Raw genomic sequence first — 24935 nt, forward strand, 5'->3', positions numbered from 1 at the left:
TACCCCTCCCTTCTTAAGGAAGATAGTACATCATATGTTAGAAGGAAAAGACAAGTATGGGGGAATAGTGGAAGTATAAAGTAAATCCACTATTCCCCATTTCATCCTTTATCCATTTACATGATTTATTTCCTGTTCCGCATGGAATTGCAGCTTTTCGTATGCTTTCCTTTCTTCATCAAACCAAATTCTATTTGTTTGCTCCATCATATCTTGCTGTGTCAAATCTATTTCAACAACTGTTTTATACTCGTACGTAGCATTTCCACGAAGTTTAATTACGTATTCATCCCCGTATTTTTCCACAATACAAATGACAAAGCCGCCGCGATTATACACATATATTTCTTCATTCAGTCTATTCATCTCTAATAACACAGTTGTTAAAGAAGAGGCGGACATCGCTGTGCCACATGCATTTGTTAACCCAACACCTCGCTCATAGGTACGAACAAAGATTTTATTATCTCCAAGTGGCTGTACAAAACTTACATTCACTCCATTTGGCAATAATAACTTGTTTTCATTTGCAGCCAAACCGATTGAAGACAAATTCTCATCGTGAATTTCTGGCACCATCGCAATAAGGTGCGGATTAGGAACCGCCACAGCAGTAAACGTTAAATCCTTGGATAACGCTTGGATAGGCTTTTCAATATGCAGCTCAGCCTCACTGGTTAAAGGCAAATCCCGTGGATGTAGCCGTACCGGTTCAATTGAAACCTCAAAAGAAGGAATATCTTCAAATATCTCCTCTTGTTGCATAACCATTAAATCCGCTTCTTTGGTTTCCACAATAATTTCATGCTTATTCACCATTTCCAGTATGTAGCGGCCTACACACCGTAAACCATTACCGCACATCTCCGCTTCTGAACCATCGGGATTGAACATTCTCATCCTTCCGTCTGCATGGTTACTTGGCATCGTGTATAATATTCCATCAGCTCCAAGTGAGTCATCACGGTTACATAGGAGGATTGCAATTTGCTTTCTGTCTTCCTCCGTAAAGGAATATACATTATTTATTTCATCTATTAATATAAAATCATTGTTTGACCCATGGCATTTCACAACTTCTATCTTCATATGAGCACCCTTTCTAGTTCGATACCTTCTTTGTTATTGTGCTTGCTTTTAACCATTATTTCAAGTATCTATAATCAACTGCCATTAAAAAAACTGTCCACTAAGGGGGGACAGTTTATAATAATCCGTGATATTTTAAATATGCAATTCGAAAAGTATGAATGTATTTAGCCGCTACATCATCCCATGTCTCTGTAGAGTCATTCATCCCCTTTATAGCTTCGTTTTTATAATAATCATACTTCCCTATTAATTTGTGGATGCTATTCAATATTGATTCTGGAGAATCTGGGTTAAACCAGATAATATCAGCCGAATGTCTAGACATATGTTCTCTCATTACAGGTATATCTGAACATAACACAGGGGTGCCTTGCTGTAACGCTTCTTCCACCGGATAACTTCCTCCCCCTTCATTTAAACTTGGCATAATAAGAGCTTTTGCATTTTTTATGGTTGGGATAACATCTTGATCTGGTATAAAACCTAAAGGATAAATATCCTTATTTAGCTTCAAATTTTTTCTTTGTATCAAGGATGTTAAGGTTGGCATATATGGAATCTCAGGCCATTCAGGAGGTTGAATCTGAAGTTTCTCTGTATAATCTCCTATCATTACAAGCGGATAATCCATGCTTTTATCGAACATCGAATATGCAACTAGCAAATTATAAATATTTTTATGTGGCGATAGATTAGAAGCACAGAGTATATAATCCTTAGGTATGTGTAGAGAAGAAGAACTTCTTGCAGTGGTATTTCTATCATCGGGTAAAATAGCATGTGGTATTACAACGGCATTTGATAAGTAATCTCCAAACAGTCGTATGATAGCTTTTTTAGTTGCTTCAGAAGATACTACTACACTGGTCATGTTAGATAACCATCCATAGCTCCTTTGCCAATACTCTTTCACAAATGTACCAGTAACAGGTGGAGCAGCAAAATCTATCAATGTTGTATCCTGAAACGTACAAACAGTTGGTTTATCTACTTTTTGATAAAAACCAAGATGAGGCCAGAAGAAATAAACAACATCCACATCATGGGTAAGCTTTCTTCCATATTCTGAATCTATACTTCCTTCATAATATATAATTTCTATATTTTTATATTCTTCATGTGAGTATCTTTCTTTATATTGAGAAGAGGCAGAAATTACAAGTCTAACAAGTGTTAAATCCTCATCTCTTGCAATGGCAGGCAAAAGGCTTCCAAGCAGTCTTTTTCCACCTCCATTTGACATGTTAGTACACCAAATTCCAACCCTCATTCATATCCCCCCATTTCCCTAAATACATCAAGGTATTCATTGGCGACATCTATCCAACTACGATTTAACTGATGTTGTGTACTCTTCTTTTGTTTTGTACCACATTCCTCGTCAGCATGCTCTAAATCATAAACTGCCTTTGCAATTTCAGTTACTGATGTAGGATCAAAGTGGTAAAATAAATCAAAACTACCTAACAGCTCATACGTGACTTGTATCCTGCTAACCGCTACAGGAGTTTCCATCAAGAGTGATTCTAATATAGGAAATGGACAACTTCCCTCAAATAGAGTTGGAACTATAGTACCTTTAGCATATTTATATAAGGAAGGAATATCTTTGGCAGGCAGTCTTCCTAGTATGACAATATCATTTAATAATTTTTGATTATCGGCATCTAATAAGAGATTTGTTAATTCATCTGATCTAGCTCTATGAAGATTATCATCTGTAAAAACTAATTGTAATGGTGAGGAGGAGCCTAAGTGACTTTTTTTATAATGGAAAAATCCCTCAATTAAATTAACATGATTTTTGTAATATCTAACCACTGTTGGGAAAACAATATAAGGGCGGTATAAATTATATTTTTCAACGAATTCTTTATATCCAACAACATTATAATTTTCGTATTCCTCTTTAGGAGTAGCTAACCTGATTACTTGTGTTTTATCCTTAGGTAACCCTAAATATTTTAACCCGTCTTCCTGACGAATGTACTCAGAATTGAATATAACTTTAGTTGCTTTTGCTGCCAATTGCTTAACAGTTTCATCAACTTCCTCTGTTTGCCTTTGATTTAATATACTGTTTTTAGGAAAATGTGTGTAAACTAAATCATGGATGCATAAGATAATGGGCCTTCGTAAACAACAAGCATTCTTTAATCCTACATAAGGTACAATCCAACCATTGACGTGTATGTTGTTTAATTCCTTTGGGTGGTTATACGAAACAATACTAATTCTTTCTTTGTACCTTTCTAACAAATCTTCCACCAATAAATGTACTTCTTCTGAATTCATTGTATCAACACCAATTACTAACGAGACACTCGGGTCATTAGCAAGGAGACCATTCATCAATCTGACTGTAAATCCCCCTATTCCTTCTCCTCTCAGCAACAATTTGAAGTGATAGCCTAAGAAAATGCCGATTGCATTCCCAGTATGCATATCATTCGTGCTGTTTGAAATTTCAGCTGATAAAAAACGTAAGTACACTTCTTTCTTTGACATTCTATTTAAAAAAATCAAATATTGCTGCAATTCTTCATCACTTGGGTCATGACCCTTTAACTGATTAAACATATATTGGACAAAATCACGACCATTTAGAACGAATAAACGCTTGATTTTATTTACCATTTTCAAACCACGTATGGAAATAGCCGGATTGTTAAGGTGATTCAACATTTGTTTAGTACTTAATACATTGAATACGTATGTTTGCCTCTGTTCCTTTGAGATAAAGTTATCTTGTGATAACTTCATTTGTAATTCCTCTTCTAGCCCCGAGATAAAATCGACTTCTGATTTAGAGTATAATGATTGTAGAATGTCATATATGGTCACATAAAACTCCCCTTCACAAATGATTTAATCTTTACAAGCTTTCTAATAGTGAAGTTGATATATAAGCAATATCCTCTTCTTGTAAACTAGCATAGCTTGGAAGATTAATACCTTTTACATACAGTCGCTCTGCCACTGGATAAGCACCTTTTCGCTTATCCTCGTATGGTGGGAGAACATGCATGGGATAGAAGAATGGTCTTGTTTCAATCCCCTTTTTTAGCAGGTCCGCCATTATACTGTCTCTTTCCTTTCTCGTTTTAACTGGCAAGAGCACACTATACATCCAATAAGAATGTTTAGCCCAATCTGCCTCTTTTGGCAACACAAGAGAAGGGTGACCTTTTAATTGTTCGTTGTATAGTGAAGCTATCCGCTTCCTCTGACTAAGATGCCAATCTAAATTTTCGAGCTGTGCATATCCGATAGCTGCTTGTATATTTGTCATTCGATAATTATACCCCACCTGCGGATACCAATATCGTTCGGATGGATCCATTCCATGAGAGCTTAGCTTTTTCATAGATTGTGCTAGTTGCCTATTATTAGTTGTAATCATTCCTCCTTCTCCAGTTGTAATGATTTTATTGCCAAAAAAACTAAAGGTTCCACAATCCCCTATGGAACCAACCTTTTTCCCCTTATATTCTGCCCCGTGGGCTTCCGCAGCATCTTCAATAACAAACAAATTATACTTCTTTGCAACGTCCATGACAGGATCCATATTGGTTGGGTGTCCATATAAATGAACTACAATAATTCCTTTCGTATTTTCTGTAATCGCCTTCTCTATAGCAGATGGATCTATATTCCATGTGTCCTCTTCAGCGTCCACTAGTACCGGCTTTGCACCACAGTATGTGACTGCATTTGCGGTAGCAACAAATGTTAATGTAGGAACAATAATTTCATCACCAGCATTACAGCCAAGCGACATTAGCGCAAGGTGTAATGCTGAAGTACCGTTATTACATGCTATTCCGTGCAAAGAATCATGCTGTTTAGCAAATGCGGTCTCAAAGGTATTGATATACTTTCCCTTAGAGGAAATCCAGGTGGATTGCAAACAGTCTATCGCATACTTCACTTCGTTACCGTTTAACGTTGGATTAGAAACAGGATAATAATTCTCCATACATTTAAACCCCGCTTTATAAAAGTTAATCTAATGTGCGAATGACCTTTGCAGGAGATCCATATGCCAGACTGTAATCAGGTATATTACTTACTACAATAGAGCCGGCCCCCAATACACAACCTGCTCCAATTTTTACCCCATCCTTTACAGAAGACCCTATACCAATAAAGCTTTCTTTACCTACAGTTACATTACCCGCCATATGAACACCTGGAGCAATATGACAGTGACTTCCAACAAAGGAATCATGATCAATGACAGCCCCTGTATTGATAATGCTATTCTCTCCAATCTGAACATTCGGCTGAATAATTGCTCCTCCCATGATGATGGCACCTTGATCAATAGATGACCATTTAGATACAGAGGCTCTACGGCTAATAACAGGGATAGAAGTATAACCTAAAGAAACACAATAGGTGTATAGCTTGCTTCGCACTGCATTATCTCCAATTGATATGAACACCTTCCTTAACCCGTTTGTATATAAATCGGATAACAATTCGTCATTTCCAATTATTTCCCATTCACCCAGCACTTTTCCTGTTTCATATTTATCCAGAATACCAATTACGGATATGTCATTGAGTTGACTAAGTACATCTAATACGACTTTGGCATGACCACCTGCTCCCACTAGCACCATATCATTTTCAGTGTACAAGCAGTCCCACTCCTATTGTCTATTTGAAATGCTCCCCTATAATATTTTTTATTTTTCCTTCTTCCGATTTATTACAAATTAATAAACCTGATTCCGTTGAAACGATGATAAGATCTTCTACTCCTATTACCACAGCTTTCTGATCGGAATGAATGATACAATTTTTCACTCCATCACTATGAACATTTCCGAGCACTATATTTCCTGTCTGGTCGTTTGTAAATGTACGATCCAAAGAACTCCAGCTCCCAACGTCATCCCATTGAAAATAAGCTGGAATCATATAAATAATATCTGCTTTTTCCACTATCGCATAATCTACAGATATCTTATTTAATGTAAGGTAGGACTCTTTGTCCCCATTTATATAGTCCATGATGGTGTACAGCATTTCTTCTTCAAATTTTGCCATGTAATACAAAATGGTACTAGGCTTCATAACGAAGATTCCACTATTCCAAAAAACATTTTCCATCACACACAACTCCAACGCTCTTTCAAAGGATGGCTTCTCTACAAAGCAATCCACTTGATACGCTGGACTTCCATTTAGTCGGTCAGAGGTTATCATGTATCCATACTGAGTTTCCGGTCTAGTTGGCTTTAATCCCAGTGTTACAATTGCTTTATCCTGATACGCTAATGAATTGGAGGCTTGCAATACTTCTTTTAACTCTTCAGCATCTGATATATACTGATCTGAGGGACTAAACACAAGCGGTTCGTCATCTTCTCTTTCCTGAAAATACAAAGCTGTTAAACAAACACACGCCGCTGTATCCCTTTGAGCAGGTTCGACGATTATTTGATCCAGCATTAATTCTGGTAATTGCTCCTGAATAATAGGAATATAATCCGCTTTTGTAAGTACAAATATCTTTTCTGCTGGAACCCAAGCTCGAAAGCGTGTATAAGTTTCTTGAAGCATTGACTTAGAAGAATAAATATTTCTAAATTGCTTCGGCTTTTCCTCGTTACTGAGGGGCCAAAACCGAGTGCCTTTCCCCCCAGCCATAATTACTATCTTCATGGTTAACACCTCTATTTATTGAGCACCTGGTTATTTCGTTTACAGTACTTTCAATATGTATATGTTAATTGCCCTTTCCGCGTAATAATTTGAACGCCTAAATAAAGGAAAAAACCTTCTCATACTATACAAACGGAGAAGGTTTAGGTATGTTTATGTGTTTTTCACGCAATTCAAATCATGATCTACCATCATTTCCACTAAGTTTTTAAAGGTTGTTGAAGGCTCCCACCCTAGCTTTTGTTTTGCCTTTGTACAATCACCAAGCAATAGATCAACTTCAGCTGGTCTCATGAACGCAGGATCCTGCACCACGTATTCTTTCCAATCCAAACCAACATATTGAAAAGCATGCTCTACAAACTCCCTTACTGTATGAGTCTCTCCTGTAGCAATAACATAATCTTCTGCTTTTTCCTGCTGCAGCATCATCCACATTGCTTCCACATAATCACCAGCGTAACCCCAATCACGTTTTGCCTCTAAATTTCCTAAACGTAGTTCTGTCTGATTTCCCAAATAAATATTTGCGACAGCATTTGTAATTTTCCTTGTAACAAAATCAAGACCCCGTCTTGGGGATTCGTGATTAAATAATATTCCAGAGCAGGTGTACATATCATAGCTTTCACGATAATTAACGGTTATCCAATGCCCATATACCTTTGACACTCCATATGGACTTCTTGGGTGAAAAGGTGTACTTTCCTTTTGAGGAGTTTCTATTACCTTTCCGAACATTTCACTGCTGGATGCTTGATAAAATTTAGCATCTGGATACTCTAAACGAATTGCTTCTAATAAATTCAACACTCCCATAGCTGTAACTTGGGACGTAAATATCGCCTGCTCCCAAGAAGTGGCTACATAGGATTGGGCACCTAAATTGTACACCTCATCTGGTTTAGCAATTTTAACGGCATTTATTAGAGAGGATACATCTGCTAAATCTGCTGAAATAAATTCTATATATCCCTTAAGATGGACAATATTATCCTCATTCGGAGTAGCTGTACGCCTTTTTACACCATATACTTTATAGCCTTTCTCTAATAAAAATTCTGCTAAGTAAGAGCCATCCTGCCCTGTTATGCCAGTTATTAATGCACGTTTCATGTTCTCAACTCCGTTGTTCAAGGTAATGTCTCTATACTGTATGTAATGAACACAGAATTGGAATAAAAAAGTTAATACAGACGCGCTATAACGTGCTTTTCGAACGTATGGCATCCCATCGTTTTTTATAAATACTTCCTACATTCTTTATAGATAAATAAGAATCTATCGTATTCTTTCCTTTAATACCAATTTCTTTTGCCCACTTTTGTTCCTGGACCATCTTCCTCATGTAAAATTGTGCATCCTTTTTATCTGGTTCTGCCCATTTCTGTTCTCTGGATAACCCTTTGACATATCCCGTTACCACCATTAAAGAATACCGTACTAGACAAGAATTTTGCTTATGCATAAAATCTGTATTGGCTGACCAATTAGTAGCAATGACAGGTTTTTCTAAGTACATCGCCTCAGCAAGCGTTAGCCCAAATCCCTCAGAACGATGCAAAGAAATAAACGAGTCTGTTACATGTATAAGACTGTTCACATATTTTTTCTCCAGTATGTCATCTATAATAAATATATTTGAATACCCTTCGATTTTCTGATGAAGTCCTTCCACTTCATGAGCAGCTTCTTTTCCTCCATTAATTTTCACAACTAATCCAACCGTTTCATCGTCCTTATCAAAGGCTGCTTGAAATGCATCAATGGATGCCACCGGGTTCTTCCTTCTAATGGTACTATGGGTTTCGTACATGGTCAGAAAAAGAAATGCATTTTCTGGCAGCTGAAAGGAAGCACGATTTACATCATCATCAACATCTAGTTTCACACTATGAGGTACATGATAAACAGGAACGGTTGACCTTGCTGCAATAGAATGTAATGTGAATGTAGAAGGCGCCCATACCTCCTGTACCATAGAAAATGCTTCATCCCAAATGGAAGGGAAGATAGGTAATTCCCAGTGCCATACGCCAATATTAAATCTGCCTGAAAGGTATGGCATTAGAAGCTCCTTATGCAGCAGCATTTGATCTGCATTAATAAATATTAAGTTTGTATCATATAGCGGTGTTTCTACTTCTTTAGCTTGCCATGAATAATCTTCTTGTCTGGATGGACAGTGTGGGAAGTTCACAATGCAAAATGGGATGTCCAATGAAGCTAAAACTCTAGCAGCAGATCGACAAGCCTCACCAAGTCCAGATTCAGCTCTGGCATAACCGATAATATTGATTCCCTTTTTCATATAAAGCCCCCCATAGTAAAAAGTCCCATTACTTAACCATATGGAGGTTTCATACGAAATATTTTGGATTCATTCACTTGATAAAATTTCAAAAAAGCATATACAAGCTATCATTATTTAAATGAAATGGAGTTGCGGTGTCTCCTCTCGAGTATGGAGACGGTATAAAAAGAGTGCTCCTGTAATAGCAGCTCATACAAATTAACCGAACCACCTATTTTTATAACCAACCAAAAAAAAAGCTCCAGTACACAGGTACTGAAGCGTTTCAGGTTACAATTTATATTTAATTAAGAAATCTGTTGCTGCTCTTCTTCTAAGGTTTGTAGTCGTTCGTTTATCTCTTCTTGGGACAGCCCATGTTCTACCACATAACGGTTACGGGAATGCGTACGGCATTCATGAGTGCAGCCTCGAAGATATTTATGCTCGTTTTCTTCAGAACATAGAATTTGCTCGTTACAATCTGGGTTTGCACAATTCACATATCGTTCACAAGGCTCCCCTGTGAAATGGTCTTTCCCAACAATAACGTGTTCGTTTTGATTAATGGGTACACTGATACGCTCATCAAAGACGTACATTTGACCGTCCCATAGATCCCCTTTCGTTTCTGGGTCCTTGGCATACGTGGCAATACCGCCATGAAGCTGGCCAACGTTTTCAAATCCTTCTCGCTTTAGCCAGCCAGAGAATTTCTCACAACGAATACCGCCTGTGCAATAGGTTAGAATTTGCTTGCCTTCTAACTCTTCTTTATGCTCCCGTACCCAATCAGGAAGTTCGCGAAAAGTTCTTACATCTGGACGAATAGCTCCACGGAAATGACCAAGATCATATTCATAATCATTTCGAGCATCTAATATAATGGTATCTTCTTCTTGCATTTTTTTATAGAATTCTTTCGGCTCTAAATACTCGCCTGTTTGTTCATGAGGGTTGATATCATCTTCTAAACGAAGAGTCACTAGTTCAGGACGAGGGCGGCAATGCATCTTCTTAAAGGCATGCTCTTCTGACTCATCGATTTTAAATTTCATTTCAGCAAACTTTGGATCATTATTCATTGCATCCATATATGCTTTCGTCTGTTCTATAGTACCAGAAACAGTACCATTAATGCCTTCATTAGCGACGAGGATTCTTCCTTTCAAGCCTAAGCTGTTACAAAAGTCCAAGTGATCTTGTGCAAACTGCTCCGGGTCCTCAATCGTTACATAATGATAATACAGTAGAATTTGATAATTTTTTTCTGACATAACGTTTCCACCTCTTATTTATATTTGCAGGATATAAATCAGGTAGTGTTAGCTGATCATGATAGAATGTATCACGATGCTGCTTCTCCTTTTCACAGAAAAGCACACCTATTATTTCATCCATACTTACGACCAAATATTATAAACTATTTATAAACACTTTGGCAAGTAGAATATATTGATATTTGCTTACTCCCTTCCTTCAGCAAGAGAAAAGGATATCGTAATCTTTGGCTCCACTCTGTATGTTACACTAGCTCTAGGTCACACTATTCATACCTTTTCTAAAGAGGAGGAAACAATCTTGATAGCTATTTTAATTGTTTCTCTTATTATCATGCTTGGTGTTCTATTAATGACTATGTTCACTATTAATAAAGGGTATCAATACGAGCATAAAGTAGATCCTTTACCTGAGCAGATTCCAGAAGATCATTCAGAGAACTCTACCCAACAATAATCTATGTACTAAACTATCTCATTACAAGTACAAACTATTTTTTTACTTTTCTCCCTACTTTCTTAAAGTAATCCATTAACCCTCCCATTAACTTTACCAGGCTGTATATGGGAGGCTATGAAATGACGTTTCGTACAATTCTTTATAAGGGACAAACTATTTGAAAAGGAGCTGGTTTCAGTGAGTAAATGGCAAAACTCATTAGCTGCAACTATTCAGTGGAGTAATGATATTTCCAATAAAGATGCAAAGGAAGAAGTGGCCAAAAAGGTAGCAGAACGGGTGAAAGATGGTGATGTGATTGGAGTAGGTTCAGGTTCTACTTCTTTCTTAGCGGTTCAAGCAATCGCTAAGAAAATGAAATATCATCATCTTTCTGTAACAGCTATCCCTACTTCCCATGAAGTAGAAGTAGTTTGTGCGGCCCTGAATATCCCTACTACTTCACTTACGAGTCAGAAGCCAGATTGGGCATTTGATGGGGCGGATGAAGTGGACGAACAAAGAAATCTTATTAAAGGGCGAGGTGGTGCAATGTTCCATGAAAAGCTAGTTATGGCAAGCTCACCTGAGAATTATATCCTCGTCGATCCGTCTAAGTTTGTAAAGGTGCTTGGAGAGAACTTCGCCGTACCTATGGAAGTAGATGCAAGGGCACTCCATCTTGTAGAACATCAACTTTCCGATTTCCCAGTTGAAGAGGTTACCCTTCGCCAAGCAGAATCTAAGGACGGACCAGTTATTACAGAGGCAGGTAATCTCATTATAGACGTTCGCTTTGCTACTATTGAGGATGATTTTGAGACAAGGCTTGCTGCCATTCCGGGAATTATAGAGACAGGGTTGTTCATGGGATATGATGTAGAATTACTTACTGTTCAATAAAATTAATGGGACGGGAATAGTGGATTTCCTGTAGAAGCACGGGAAGATTTCACACCTAAAGCAATAGCGAACCGGAGCTTCTTTATTTGTCCATAGGCTCCCGCTCCATTTTTTTCTTTACACCTGACACCCTCTTACATAACACATATGAAAATAACCCCCTGTTCAAAAGAGGCCCTTTTGAACAGGGGGATTTTTGTTTAGAGGCGTTGCACTTCCACTTGACTAAGCCATTTTTTCATTTTCTTTATATCTATCTCACCGCTTGATTTATAATAAAAAGAGGACACTTCTATATACTCATCTGGACACTTATCAAACTCAAGATTTTCCTGACACAATGTTTGTATTTCTTCATGAGTAATAGTTTGATTGGTTCTGTTTTTATATAAGACAGCTACTCTTAATCCTTCATCCCTCTCTAACTGAGTTACAAGCACTTCCTCTAAAGAAGGGTGCGTAAGGAGTACTTCCTCAACTTCTTCTGGATAAATAACACGATTTTCTAATTGAATGACGGTATTTTTATGGCCAATCAGTATCATTTGGCCATTGGCATCCTGATAAGCAAGATGACCCACGGAAGCCCAATCTCCTACAAATACTTCGTCTGTTTCCCTTTTCTTATTGTGATAACCAGCAAAAAGCCATGGACTGCTCACATATAATTGACCTACCTCACCCTGCTCTACCTCGATACCATCTTGGTCTCGAACAGAAAGTTTTACTGATGCTAATGGTTTTCCAATACTTCCTTGCACAATAGTCGGATCTTTCACTTCCTGGATGCTTACTTTACCTAATTCCTTCTCAGCAAAGCAAGCATATATATCTGTGTGTGGCAGCAGTGTAATAGCCTCCTCCCGCTCATGGACACTCCAATTGGTACAAGTAATGATAATTTTCTGGAGAGTACATTGCTCACTAAAATCTTCTTCGGCCTTTAATTGCTCATACATGCTTGGGGTGACATACATCGTCGTACCTGCTTTCATACTTTGTATTACGTCACCTGGAGAGAAATTTCTTTTCAACAGAATTGTTGCGCCAATATGCAATGAATGAACAGCAGTGTATAAAAACTCATGACTGGAAAGTGCGCCAGGTAACAGGATGGTATCTTCTTCTGTTATAAACAAAGAAGCCTCTTCTTCCCAGAAGCTGTTTTCCCAAGATTGATGAGACCTAGTAATCCCTAGCAATTCTTCAGGGTCTGCTCTCTCATACCCTATAAAAAATAGATCCTTTCCATCTAGTTTCTCAGGCTTTAGAAATCTCTGGGGAAGCTGATACAAAGAGCTCATCGACAATATATGATACTGTTGTACAAATGGGAAATCTTCCACCCTTTTCTCACGTGTAACGACTATATTTGGCTTCACATCTTCAAGAATGGCCTTTACATACTTCTGTTCCCCGTCAACCTTAATAGGAACAGCGATTCCACCGAGGTTAACAACAGCTAGAAAAACCTCCATCCAGCTAATATCATTTTCCAACAAAATTGCAATGGTCTTGCCACGTATTGGCTTAACTTCTTGAAGAAGCTGTTGTTGTATTTGTTCTATATGAAGAATTAATTCCTTGTAGGTCACTTTGTCCTTATCTACTTGAATCGCAAGCTTGTTAGGGTTTTTCTCTGCGTAGGTTTTAACTTGCTCCCCAATTATCGTCAAAACTAAAAAAACCTCCTCTGTAATTCCTTACCATATAGGATAAAGTAAAATGGATAGTATACAAAGAGAAATGACTTCTACTCCCCTTCCTTAACTGAAAATTTTTAATAATCCCCATGACTTGGATTATTGGAGTGGTTTCCAGTATGATTAAGATATGAATGCACATTTATCTTTTTTACAAACCATCCAACATTACTGGACGAGGCTAACCGCTTCTGACCCTGGACTTATGCGCTTTAAGAGTGCGTTAAAAATACTGTTAAGTGTAATTTCTGCCGTCCTAACAACCTCCGTAATTATTGGTTTTTTTAATATAGGACCTGGCGGGATTACAGTACCCATCTTTTCAGGAGTAGTCGGACTTGTTTCTACATTTGTCGTATTTGACGACACAAAAGCAAAAAAGCAAATGACTACTTTTTTGATGGCCATAACGAGTATGCTCGCCATCTCCCTTGGCAGTTACTTATACGGCATGTACTATCTTTCTGATATTGCTATCGTTCTTGTTGTATTTTTAGCCTTCTATTTATCTAGATTTTCCAGTCGTTACTTCTCCTTATCCGTCATCGCCTTTTTTTCTATTTACTTTTCTACTATATTAAAAGTAGAGTTAGAAATGATCCCATGGTATTATCTTGCCATAGCAATTGGTGGGAGTTATGCGTTTGTCTACAATTTTGTTGTATTGAAGGACCAACCAGAAAAAGTGCTGCAACGAAGTATGCACTCCTTTCATATTCAAACAAATCTAATTATGAATCTTGTCAAGCAAATGATTGTATCTCCGACCATCACACCTAGGCAGATAAAGACACTCGATCAAAATTTAACAAAAGTAAATGAATATGCGCGGCACATTTCTGGACAACTAGCGACTACTAGCCCATCTCTTATTTGGAAAGGAATTCGTGCAAATGAACTGAGGCTTTATGTCTATGACGTAGATATGCTTATGCAAAGCTTATCCCCAGCTGTAGAGCGATTAAGAGCTATGCAGCATTATCAGCAAAGCCCTTTTCAGGATGCACTGTTAGACTTGGTGGAATCAATCAGGAGTATTAGGGTGTTACGTAACGGTAGTGTACCAGAACAATTAACGCGTGCGGAAAAAGCACTTCAAGCATTGCGGCATCAAATTCGGGAAGTCAGTGATCAAGACTCGGAGGAATGGCTTTATCTTGTGAGGAGAATGGAAACCATTGCGAATCATGTTATTGATGGCGTTACAGAATTACACAGAGAAAGAAAGGAACACTTGACGGAAGAACAGCCTGCAGAAGACGAGGAGCAGGAAGACCAGGCTACCCTAACAGGCCTGCATCCAACTACTAAAAAAGCCATTCAGGCACTAGTAGCTGGAGCTATTTCAGTCTATCTTGGTTATACCTTAACTCCTGCTCATCCTTATTGGATTTTACTTTCTTCCTTTATCATCTTCATGGGCACTGAATCTGTTGGCAGTACCTTTATGAAAGCAAACCAACGCACACTCGGAACAGTGCTGGGAGCACTTGCAGGGTTCGGTTTAGCACAATTGATATCAAATAGCACTATAGAAGTTAGTTTTATTTTTCTATGTATTTTCATGGCTTTTTATTTGTTTCCTGTTTCTTATTCCATCATGATCTTTTGGATAACAATGGTGGTTGCTATGCTATATGATCTATTGCTTGGCGGAATAACTCCAATGGTAATGGGTGTACGTGTAATCGACACGTTTATCGGCGCTTATGTTGGCTTATTCGCTGCTTCCTTTATTTTACCTACCACCACAAGAGATAAGATTGCGGATTATGCTTCTGAGTTTTTTCATGAGCTTTCAGATTACGTTCATTCCTATTTAAATCACTTACTGCACAAGAGACATCATGAGAACTTTGCTGAAAAAAGCTTCGAGCTCGATCAAAAACTAGAACTCATTCGAGTAGAGTCGCTTATGTTCCGTTATCGACCAGGAAGGTTTGGAAGGTCGGGGATAGAAAGATGGCATACAGTATTAAGTGCTATTAATTATTATGCAAAGCAGCTTCACGCTACAAGGCATTCTTATCCTAAAATAGAGAAAGACATGGAAGAGACTCTTGAACATGTGCAATATTATGTACTGCACAATATTAATAACATCCATAAGCTAATAAAGGGCACAGGAAATATAACCGTATATGAACTGGAGGAGGACCGAAGAGCGGTAGAACGATTCACGATTGCTGAAGCTTCCATTTCTGACCGCTTGTTTGTGTACAAGCTATATTATATTTGGCGGATCAATCAATCCCTTGTCACGCTTGCCTCTGATATGGGAGCAACTGTAGAGCTTGCTCCCTCCAAACATCATCAATCCACAGCAAAACCTGGCATCTCATAATAGGAATGCCAGGTTTTGGTATATCTGTTATCATTCAATTTGTAGTTATGCTGATGTGGTATAGGTTTGCTGCTTGCGATAGCGACTTTTAGACAATACACTGCGCTCTAAGCGATAAGCAAAGATACCAGCAAGAACAGAGAGTATTATATCCTTTGGAAGCGGAGCCATCATCCAAGCCCATGCTAGTGAATAGGAGAAGTTTCCTGGTGCTTCGAACCATAGAATGTAAGCTGCATACATCCAATTGGTTCCAACAATATAGTTAATAGCCATTCCTATCAAGGCAGCCAAGATATACTTTGGTAATGTTCGTTCTCGCTCCACTATTTTTCCTACGATATAAGCCATCAAAATGTAAGAAAGAATAAATCCAAACGTAGGAGAAATAAGGGTGCCTGGTCCACCTCCAAATTGTGCAAAAATCCGTGCTCCAGCTAAACCGAGCATCATATAGACAAATAAGGAAAATGCTCCGAGTCTGCTTCCGAGAATTAACCCCGCTAGTATCCCGAAAAAGGTCTGAAGTGTGATGGGGACGCCACCTACTTCCAAAAATGGTGCAATAGATGTAATATTTGCACCAATAGCCATTAGTGCGACAAACATACTTCCAAGTGATAAATCGAGTGCGGTCATTTTCTTGCGTTCCATAGTACGATCCTCCTGCCATAATCATTGTTAACCAGTAAAATATGTACGTTAACGTTAATGTTAGAATAACATACTACCCTGCTATTGGAAATATAAACTTCATGAAATATGCATAAGAAAGCTAAAGATAAAAAAGAAGACCCTGAGCTATGCCAGGATCTTTCGCCCTTATTCTATCTCTATCTTTTTACCTCTCTTTTTTGGGAAAGCAATTTTTAACACACCATTTTCATATTGAGCCTTCATATCCCGTCGTAGTATATCCTCTGGCAATGGAATAGTTCTTTCTTGAAACTCTCTTTTACTACTCCTCTTCCCCCTCTTTTCATCCTCAAGTGTTTGGCGTTTATCTACCGTAATTTTTAAGGAATCCCCATTTAGTTCAATATCTATCTCTTCCTTTGCAACTCCTGGCAAGCTCGCTTCTATGTGGTAGTGGGTTTTTGTTTCGTATTGAGATACAGGAAGTGTCCCTCCTCCAAAAGCATCTGCGAATAACTGGTCCATTGTTTCAAATATGGATTTGCTTTTCGTTACATCAAATAATTCATCAAACATGCTCCGAGGTCGCATTTCTTTTTTTGAATGATCCTGCGCCATAGTCCTCCTCCTTTCGTGATAGTCACCTACCAATACTGTATGAAATAGTTACCCATGTGGTATAGACATTTATCCCGATTCACCTATAATTTCTAAAGAATTGCATTGTTCTTCCCTCGCCACGCTACGTCAAATGCAAAATAGTTACACCAATACCCATCCATTCTCTTCTCCCTCCTCCTCCTTCCTCATCCTCCCGTTTGCTTACTTTTTTTCTTTTTTTTCTTCGACCACGCGGTTTGTGATAAGAACAGCATTGTAAGCGTTTACTAACCAATACCATTATCTGACTTGTCAGAAAAATTAACAAATGCCTGTTGACCAGAAGGGAAAAGGGGATTAATATTGTCATCAACCAAAACAAATCAATTCATCCTAACACCTAAGGATAAATCGATTTGAGCCGCCTCCCAGCGGATTTACCAGAGCCTTATGCGAACGATGTGTCCCACCTTTTTTCGCATAGGGTTCTCTCCCAACAACTATCACTTAAATGTGTTAAATATCGAAAAGAAAGGAGTGCTAGTATGAGCAGTCAATGGATTTTCCTTAATGGTCAATTCGTACGAAAAGAAGAAGCCGTCGTTTCCGTTTACGATCATGGATTTCTATATGGAGACGGGGTGTTCGAAGGAATTCGTTCCTACGATGGAAATATCTTTCGTTTAGACCAGCACCTGACTCGATTATATGAATCCGCACAATCAATCTTGCTTCATATTCCATACACAAAGGAGGAATTAGAGCAGATTATTGTGAGTACGATACGACATAATCAATTAGACAATGCTTACATCCGCGTGGTTATATCACGTGGTGCCGGAAATCTAGGATTAGATCCAGCTAGCTGCTCTGAACCACGTGTAGTGGTAATTGCTGAAGCACTCGCTCTTTTCCCTAAGGAATTATACGAACGAGGTTTACGACTTGGATCTGTTTCAACAAGAAGAAATCGACCTGATGTATTAAGTCCTCAAGTTAAATCACTGAATTATTTAAATAATATTTTAGTAAAGCTTGAAGCTAACCAAGCCGGAGTTGATGAGGCATTAATGCTAAACGACCAGGGCTACGTTACGGAAGGTTCAGCAGACAATATCTTTATTGTAAAAAATGGAACCATCTATACCCCTCCTGTTTACTTAGGAGCTTTAGAAGGAGTTACGAGAAACGCAATTATTGACCTAGCCAATGAGCACGGTTATGAAGTAAAGCAAGAACCGTTCACTCGCCACGATGTGTACGTTGCAGATGAAGTATTTTTAACAGGCACCGCTGCTGAGGTCATTGCCGCAGTGGAAGTGGACCAACGTAAGATTGGCGATGGAAAGCCAGGTTCCGTAACAAATGAACTGCTTGGTCTTTTCCGTAAACTAGTTACAACGGACGGTGTACAGTGCTACCCAGATACTAAGAAACAGGACGCTGTTGTTTAAACAATGCGCCGATACCACCTAACTGCATAGCAAAAAATCAACGACGGGAATAAAGGTTTAAGAGATTGTATTCACAGAGAGCCGGGGTTGCTGGAAGCCCGGAAATACACCTTAATCCGACATCATCCCCGAGTGCCAAGCTGAACGATTCGTTTAGTAGGCTTAGCCAGGTGACCACCATTCACCTGTTATCAAAAGAGACCTCCCCATTTCTCTAACATAACGGGTTGTCTCATAAGGTAGCATTCGAGAGGATGCTATAATTTAGGGTGGTACCGCGATTAGCCAAGACTATATTCGCCCCTAACCAGTCACAAACGAGTGACTTTTCTATGAGGGCGAAATAGTCTTGGCTCTTTTTTATGAATAAAAGTAAGACTATTCGTAATATTATAATCTTTCAGAGCTAAAAGCATGGGAACGTTCCCACCTAAGAGGAACGATAGTATAAATATCAATCGATTGAAATGGAGGGTTTACAGGTGAAGGTAGAAGCAAAGACGGACGCTGCTCAGGCGCCACAAACAACACCAAAGACAGGTGCTGACTTACTCGTCGAAGCGTTGATTCAAGAAGAAGTAGAGACACTGTTTGGGTACCCAGGTGGCGCTGTCTTACCCATTTATGATGCTATCTACAGAGCTGGGGATTGTTTCGAGCATATTCTTACACGCCATGAGCAAGGTGCTATCCACGCTGCAGAAGGATATGCCCGTGTCTCAGGCAGGCCTGGTGTTGTGCTAGCCACCTCAGGTCCAGGCGCAACCAATTTAGTTACCGGTATTACAGATGCGATGATGGATTCTTTACCACTCGTTATTTTCACAGGTCAGGTTGCATCGAATGTTATCGGCACCGATGCATTCCAGGAAGCAGACGTTATGGGGATTACGACTCCAATTACCAAGCATAATTACCAGGTTCGATCCATTAATGATTTGCCTCGTATCGTCCGGGAAGCATTTCACATTGCTTCTACTGGACGTCCGGGACCTGTCCTTGTAGATATTCCTAAAGATATCTCCTCAGGTCCAGCAGAAGGCGCATACGAATCCACCTTTTATCTGCCAGGATATCAGCCGAATACAAAGCCAAATCCAATGCAAATTAAGAAGCTGGAGGATGCGTTAGCCAAAGCAAAACGTCCTGTATTGTTAGCAGGAGCTGGCGTCATTCATGGGAAAGCTTCCCAAGAGCTTACGTACTTTGCCAAGAAGCACGGACTTCCTGTAACAAATACACTGCTTGGTTTAGGTGGATACCCAGGAGAGGATGAGCTCTTCTTAGGGATGGCAGGCATGCATGGAACCTATGCGGCCAATATGGCGCTATATGAATGTGATTTATTAATAAATATAGGCTCCAGATTTGATGATCGCTTAACTGGGAAGCTAGAGCATTTTGCACCACATGCAACAGTAGCGCACGTAGATATCGATCCTGCTGAGATTGGCAAGAATATAACCACTCATATACCGATTGTGGCAGATGCTAAAGAAGCACTGAAGGCTCTTTCAAATAGAGAGGTAACCTCTAGTAATCACGGAGACTGGCTTCGCCACCTAGAGCAATATAAGCAGGAGTATCCGCTCTGGTATAACAACCCACAGGAAAAAATGATACCACAATGGTTAATGGAAAAAGTCCATGAAATTACTAAAGGAGATGCGGTTGTTACAACAGATGTCGGTCAGCATCAAATGTGGGCAGCCCAGTATTATACCTTTAATAAGCCTAATCGTTGGGTTACTTCTGGTGGACTCGGCACTATGGGCTTTGGCTTCCCTGCTGCACTTGGTGCTCAATACGCTAACCCTGACAAGCCGGTAGTAGCTATTGTGGGTGACGGAGGCTTTCAAATGACCATGCAGGAACTGTCCATCCTCCAGGAAAAGCGCCTGCCAGTTAAGGTAATTATCGTGAATAACGAGGCGCTTGGAATGGTTCGACAGTGGCAGGAGAAATTTTATGATGAGCGATATTCCGAATCCCTTCTTCATACTCAGCCAGATTTCGTGAAGTTATGTGAAAGCTATAATGTCCGTGCTATGAAGTTAGAAACACAGCAGCAATTAGAAGAAGCATTACCAGATGTTTTCTCCTATGACGGTCCAGTTGTACTTGATTGCCGAGTAGTACAGCAGGAAAATGTCTATCCAATGATAGCACCTGGTAAAGGATTGCACGAAATGATTGGGGTGAAACCATGAAACGAATCATTACCGCTACTGTGCAAAATCGGAGCGGAGTACTGAACCGGATCACAGGGCTTTTGCAACGGAGACAATTCAATATTGAAAGCATTTCAGTTGGGCGTTCGGAGACAGAGGGTATTTCCAAGATGACCTTTGTTGTCGATATAGAGGATTTCAACAAGCTAGAGCAGCTCACGAAGCAATTAAATAAGCAGGTTGATGTCCTAAAGGTATCAGACATTACAGATAAAGCCATCGTAGCGAGAGAGCTTGCCCTCATTAAAGTTGGCAGCAACCCCCAACAACGGGCAGAGATACAAGGCATTATTGAACCATTTCGTGCAGACATTATTGATGTAAGTAAAGATAGTATTACGGTGCAAGCTACAGGTAAATCAGAGAAAATTGAAGCCATTATTGAATTACTTAAGCCATATGGCATCAAGGAATTAGCCAGAACAGGCTTAACAGCATTTCAAAGAGGGCAGCAGCCACAAGTGTCGGAATTTTCTTCAAGTTATTCACTCATTCAGTAATATCAAGCTGAAGCTAGTGAAATGAACTTATAAAATAGGAAACCAAAACGAAAGGATGATAAGAAATGGCAGAAGTACTTTATCACAATGACATTCAAGACGAGGTATTACGTTCTAAAAAAATCGCAGTGGTTGGATATGGATCTCAAGGGCATGCACATGCACAAAACCTTAAAGAAAGCGGCTATAACGTTGTAGTAGGATTACGCCCAGGTAAATCATGGACGAAAGCAGAAAATGATGGACTTGACGTAAAACGGGTTGCAGATGCAGTAGCAGAAGCAGATGTCGTAATGGTTCTTCTTCCTGATGAACATCAACCTTCCGTTTTTGAACACGATATTAAACCGAATCTACAAGCTGGTAATGCACTGGCCTTTGCACATGGATTTAACATTCATTTCAATCAAGTAGTACCTCCACAAGATGTTGATGTTTTCCTAGTTGCACCGAAAGGTCCAGGTCACCTTGTGAGAAGGACATTTGAAGAGGGAGCTGGGGTTCCTTCTTTATACGGAGTATTCCAGGACTATTCCGGCCAAGCTGCAGATGTTGCCAAAGCATATGCAAAAGGAATCGGTTCTGGTCGAGCTGGTGTACTTGAAACATCCTTCCAGGAAGAAACAGAAACAGATCTCTTCGGAGAACAGGCAGTGCTTTGTGGAGGGCTCTCGAGTCTCGTAAAAGCAGGATTTGAAACACTGACAGAAGCAGGATACCAGCCAGAGGTCGCCTATTTTGAATGTATGCATGAGCTGAAGCTGATTGTCGACCTAATGTACGAAGGCGGCCTTGAAAATATGCGTTACTCCGTTTCGGACACGGCACAATGGGGAGATTTCGTCTCTGGTAAACGCGTCGTAAATGAAGACACGAAAGCAAGGATGAAGGATGTACTGAATGATATCCAGACAGGCGCATTTGCAAAAAGCTGGATTTTAGAGAATCAGGCTAATCGTCCAGAATTCTACGCTATTAATGCTCGGGAAAATCAACACCAGATTGAAGTAGTAGGACGGGAGCTTCGCCAGCTTATGCCTTTCGTGAAGGAATCTGAAAAAGTCAAATCCGAGAAGGAAGTGGTCCAAGGTGGCACACGTTAAAGTTTTTGACACTACTCTAAGAGACGGGGAACAGTCACCGGGAGTCAACTTGAATCAATTGGAGAAGCTCGAAATTGCCAAGCAGCTTGAACGCTTTGGAGTGGATATCATGGAGGCGGGCTTCCCCGCTTCCTCCCAAAGCGAATTCCATTCTGTACAAACTATCGCAAGAACAATTGAGAACGCATCTGTTACAGGATTAGCACGAGCGAAGAAATCAGATATTGACACAGCATGGGAAGCACTAAAAGACGCTGCTGAACCTCGTCTTCACATATTTCTTGCCACCTCCCCTATTCACATGACGCATAAACTGCAAAAAACTCCACAGCAAGTAATTGAAACGGCTGTGGAAATGGTCTCTTATGCAAGGGAACGATTCCCTCAGGTAGAGTGGTCAGCTGAAGACGCCTGCCGTTCGGATTTGGATTTTCTAGTAAGCATTGTGGAGCGAGTCATAGATGCTGGTGCTACCGTAATTAATCTTCCAGACACAGTAGGCTACACAACCCCTGCCGAATACGGAGAAATGTTCCGCTACATTCGGGAACACGTACCAAACATTGATCAGGTTTCGCTGTCTGCTCACTGTCATGATGACCTAGGAATGGCTGTTGCCAATTCCCTGGCAGCTATTGAAAATGGTGCAACGCAAATTGAAGGAACGATTAACGGAATTGGAGAACGTGCCGGAAATGCAAGTTTAGAAGAAATTGCTGTTGCACTAACTATTCGCAACAATTTCTATAACTTCCAAACCAACCTGGTACTGAGTGAAATCAAACGAACAAGCGATTTGGTCAGTAAATTTACTGGAATGAAGGTTCCACGAAATAAAGCGGTAGTCGGGGAAAACGCATTTGCTCATGAGTCTGGTATTCATCAGGACGGAATGTTAAAGAACGCATCCACCTATGAAATTATTACTCCAGAAATGGTTGGCATTCATAAAAGTAATCTTGTATTAGGCAAACACTCAGGTAAACACGCATTCATTGATAAAATCAATAGTCTTGGCTATTCTCTTTCAGAAGAAAAAATTAAAGAAGCCTTTGCCTCCTTCAAAAGTTTAACAGACCGGAAGAAAGAAGTGACAGATGAAGACCTCTTTACTATTTTGACAGACGTACAAACAGATAGTCAGGAACTTCCTAAATATAAACTAGAAACATTTCAGGTTCAATATGGATCCCAGAACATTCCGACTGCCACTGTTGCCTTAACAAATCCAGAGGGAGCTCGGGAGGAGCTCGCTGGTACAGGTCGAGGTAGTGTAGAAGCCATATACAACACACTAGAGGGACTTATTCATGAGGATATTCACCTGGAGGATTACCGTTTGAACTCCATTGGTGAAGGTCGGGATGCCTTAGCTGAAGTACATGTTCGACTAACTGTAAATGAGGTTGCCGTGAATGGCCGTGGTGCTGCCCAAGATGTTTTAGAAGCTTCTGCTCATGCTTTTCTGAATGCAGTTAATAGAGTTCTAATGGACCCTAAAGCTTATACAAAACAAACCGCTAACATATAGGAGGATGTGCTAATGGATAAGCAAATCGTATTGCTGCCTGGAGACGGAATTGGTAGTGAGGTAATTCATTCCGCCCGTCAGGTGTTAGATGCAGTTACAGAACGATTTAATCATACGTTTACGTATCACACGCACGATATTGGGGGCAGTGCCATTGATAAGCATGGCACTCCCCTACCACAAGATACGGTTAGTGCATGCGAGCAAGCGGATGCCATCCTTCTCGGAGCCGTAGGAGGACCTAAATGGGATCAAAATCCTTCTCACCTTCGTCCTGAAAAGGGGCTGCTTGGTATTCGGAAGGCTCTTGGATTATTTGCAAATCTTCGCCCTATTAAAGGGTTCCCGCAGCTCTTGCATGCTTCCCCCCTTAAACACGAAGTTGTGGAGGGTAGTGACCTTCTCATTATTCGAGAGCTAACTGGAGGGCTGTACTTTGGTACACCAAGCGAACGTAGCCATGACGGAAAATCTGTCGTTGATACATTAGCCTACGATCGCTCTGAAATGGAACGTATTATTGATAATGCCTTTAAGAGTGCTCGTCTGCGCAGGAAGCATGTAACATCTGTAGACAAAGCTAATGTATTAGAGTCTAGTAAACTATGGCGGGAAGTAGTAGAAGAGAAAAAAGCAGAATATCCTGATGTAACTGTAGAGCATTTACTAGTGGATGCCGCTGCCATGAAATTGATCACTGCACCTACCCAGTTTGACGTAATGGTTACAGAGAATATGTTCGGTGATATTTTAAGCGATGAAGCTTCTGTGTTGACTGGCTCATTAGGAATGTTGCCTTCTGCCAGCATACGAGATGATGGCGTTGGGCTATACGAACCAGTCCACGGCTCTGCCCCTGACATTGCAGGGCAAGGAATTGCCAACCCTCTTGCTATGATTCTATCGACTGCTATGATGCTTCGACACTCCTTTCACATGAAAGAAGAAGCACAAGTAATAGAGGATGCCGTTCAGCAAGTACTAGAGGATGGGTATCATACGAAGGATTTAGATGTAAAAGGTGGGCAGCTTGTCGGAACAGTAGAAATAACGAAACAAGTCATAGAACACGTAACTTCTCAAGATGCAACGAAAAGCATCCAAACGTGCTACGCATAACTGATAATCATCTTAATGGTAAAAGGAGTGA

At 39.9% G+C, this 24935-nt stretch carries 21 protein-coding genes; 9 read left to right on the forward strand and 12 right to left on the reverse strand.

Going from position 1 to position 24935, the window contains the following annotated elements:
- Positions 1–108: 108 nt before the first annotated feature.
- From dapF to trhO, 9 genes are all read right to left on the reverse strand, one after another.
- Entirely contained in the window at positions 109–1089 is a 981-nt protein-coding gene (gene dapF / locus ACFFGV_RS13250) for a diaminopimelate epimerase (RefSeq protein ID WP_377348628.1), read from the reverse strand.
- Between the two features lie 115 nt (positions 1090–1204).
- Complete coding sequence (locus tag ACFFGV_RS13255) at positions 1205–2362, reverse strand: glycosyltransferase (RefSeq protein ID WP_377348630.1); 1158 nt, start codon at positions 2360–2362, stop codon at positions 1205–1207.
- A complete protein-coding gene (locus ACFFGV_RS13260; RefSeq protein WP_377348632.1) occupies positions 2359–3936 on the reverse strand; it encodes a glycosyltransferase in 1578 nt (525 codons plus the stop codon). Before ACFFGV_RS13260 ends, ACFFGV_RS13255 begins: the two co-directional genes overlap by 4 nt.
- A gap of 31 nt (positions 3937–3967) precedes the next feature.
- Positions 3968–5071: a DegT/DnrJ/EryC1/StrS family aminotransferase gene (locus ACFFGV_RS13265; protein WP_377348634.1), complete on the reverse strand. Its 1104-nt coding sequence runs from the start codon at positions 5069–5071 to the stop codon at positions 3968–3970.
- A 25-nt stretch (positions 5072–5096) separates the two neighbouring features.
- Entirely contained in the window at positions 5097–5738 is a 642-nt protein-coding gene (locus ACFFGV_RS13270) for an acetyltransferase (RefSeq protein ID WP_377348636.1), read from the reverse strand.
- Between the two features lie 19 nt (positions 5739–5757).
- Positions 5758–6768: a mannose-1-phosphate guanylyltransferase gene (locus ACFFGV_RS13275; protein ID WP_377348638.1), complete on the reverse strand. Its 1011-nt coding sequence runs from the start codon at positions 6766–6768 to the stop codon at positions 5758–5760.
- Between the two features lie 153 nt (positions 6769–6921).
- Complete coding sequence (gene gmd / locus ACFFGV_RS13280; RefSeq protein ID WP_377348640.1) at positions 6922–7884, reverse strand: GDP-mannose 4,6-dehydratase; 963 nt, start codon at positions 7882–7884, stop codon at positions 6922–6924.
- An 85-nt stretch (positions 7885–7969) separates the two neighbouring features.
- Entirely contained in the window at positions 7970–9079 is a 1110-nt protein-coding gene (locus ACFFGV_RS13285) for a glycosyltransferase (RefSeq protein WP_377348642.1), read from the reverse strand.
- A 290-nt stretch (positions 9080–9369) separates the two neighbouring features.
- Positions 9370–10338: an oxygen-dependent tRNA uridine(34) hydroxylase TrhO gene (gene trhO, locus ACFFGV_RS13290; protein ID WP_377348644.1), complete on the reverse strand. Its 969-nt coding sequence runs from the start codon at positions 10336–10338 to the stop codon at positions 9370–9372.
- Positions 10339–10642: 304 nt separating this feature from the next.
- Between trhO and ytzI the strand changes: the two genes are divergently transcribed.
- Together ytzI and rpiA are read left to right on the forward strand one after the other, a co-directional pair.
- A complete protein-coding gene (ytzI, locus tag ACFFGV_RS13295; RefSeq protein ID WP_377348646.1) occupies positions 10643–10798 on the forward strand; it encodes a YtzI protein in 156 nt (51 codons plus the stop codon).
- A 180-nt stretch (positions 10799–10978) separates the two neighbouring features.
- Positions 10979–11683 carry a ribose 5-phosphate isomerase A gene (gene rpiA, locus ACFFGV_RS13300; protein ID WP_377348648.1) on the forward strand — a complete coding sequence of 235 codons (705 nt, stop codon included), beginning with the start codon at positions 10979–10981 and terminating at the stop codon, positions 11681–11683.
- A 200-nt stretch (positions 11684–11883) separates the two neighbouring features.
- On the opposite strand, the gene ACFFGV_RS13305 is transcribed toward rpiA, so the two are convergent.
- Positions 11884–13359, reverse strand: coding sequence for an AMP-binding protein (locus tag ACFFGV_RS13305; RefSeq protein WP_377348650.1), 1476 nt, complete (start codon positions 13357–13359; stop codon positions 11884–11886).
- 157 nt (positions 13360–13516) lie between these two features.
- Here ACFFGV_RS13305 and ACFFGV_RS13310 point away from each other — a divergent pair, with 157 nt between their 5' ends.
- The gene (locus ACFFGV_RS13310) at positions 13517–15730 is read left to right on the forward strand and encodes an FUSC family protein (RefSeq protein ID WP_377348652.1); all 2214 of its coding nucleotides are present in this window, start codon (positions 13517–13519) and stop codon (positions 15728–15730) included.
- Positions 15731–15775: 45 nt separating this feature from the next.
- On the opposite strand, the gene ACFFGV_RS13315 is transcribed toward ACFFGV_RS13310, so the two are convergent.
- Positions 15776–16384 carry a biotin transporter BioY gene (locus ACFFGV_RS13315; RefSeq protein ID WP_377348654.1) on the reverse strand — a complete coding sequence of 203 codons (609 nt, stop codon included), beginning with the start codon at positions 16382–16384 and terminating at the stop codon, positions 15776–15778.
- A 168-nt stretch (positions 16385–16552) separates the two neighbouring features.
- A complete protein-coding gene (locus tag ACFFGV_RS13320; protein WP_377348656.1) occupies positions 16553–16984 on the reverse strand; it encodes an Hsp20/alpha crystallin family protein in 432 nt (143 codons plus the stop codon).
- Between the two features lie 527 nt (positions 16985–17511).
- On the opposite strand from ACFFGV_RS13320, the gene ilvE reads away from it, so the two are divergent.
- From ilvE to leuB, 6 genes are all read left to right on the forward strand, one after another.
- Positions 17512–18420 (forward strand): branched-chain-amino-acid transaminase, encoded by a 909-nt coding sequence (gene ilvE, locus ACFFGV_RS13325; RefSeq protein ID WP_377348658.1) that lies wholly within the window; start codon positions 17512–17514, stop codon positions 18418–18420.
- A 467-nt stretch (positions 18421–18887) separates the two neighbouring features.
- Positions 18888–20630, forward strand: a complete 1743-nt coding sequence (gene ilvB, locus ACFFGV_RS13330; protein WP_377348660.1) for an acetolactate synthase large subunit — start codon at positions 18888–18890, stop codon at positions 20628–20630.
- The gene (ilvN, locus tag ACFFGV_RS13335) at positions 20627–21151 is read left to right on the forward strand and encodes an acetolactate synthase small subunit (RefSeq protein WP_377348662.1); all 525 of its coding nucleotides are present in this window, start codon (positions 20627–20629) and stop codon (positions 21149–21151) included. The genes ilvB and ilvN overlap by 4 nt, the downstream gene beginning before the upstream one ends.
- A 65-nt stretch (positions 21152–21216) precedes the next feature.
- Positions 21217–22254, forward strand: coding sequence for a ketol-acid reductoisomerase (gene ilvC, locus ACFFGV_RS13340; protein ID WP_377348664.1), 1038 nt, complete (start codon positions 21217–21219; stop codon positions 22252–22254).
- Positions 22241–23785: a 2-isopropylmalate synthase gene (locus ACFFGV_RS13345; protein WP_377348666.1), complete on the forward strand. Its 1545-nt coding sequence runs from the start codon at positions 22241–22243 to the stop codon at positions 23783–23785. Before ilvC ends, ACFFGV_RS13345 begins: the two co-directional genes overlap by 14 nt.
- A gap of 12 nt (positions 23786–23797) precedes the next feature.
- Positions 23798–24904, forward strand: coding sequence for a 3-isopropylmalate dehydrogenase (leuB, locus tag ACFFGV_RS13350; protein WP_377348668.1), 1107 nt, complete (start codon positions 23798–23800; stop codon positions 24902–24904).
- The last annotated feature ends 31 nt before the right edge of the window (positions 24905–24935 follow it).

Origin of the sequence: Pontibacillus salicampi (genome assembly GCF_042434395.1) — a bacterium.
Classification (GTDB): Bacteria; Bacillota; Bacilli; order Bacillales; family BH030062; genus Pontibacillus; species Pontibacillus salicampi.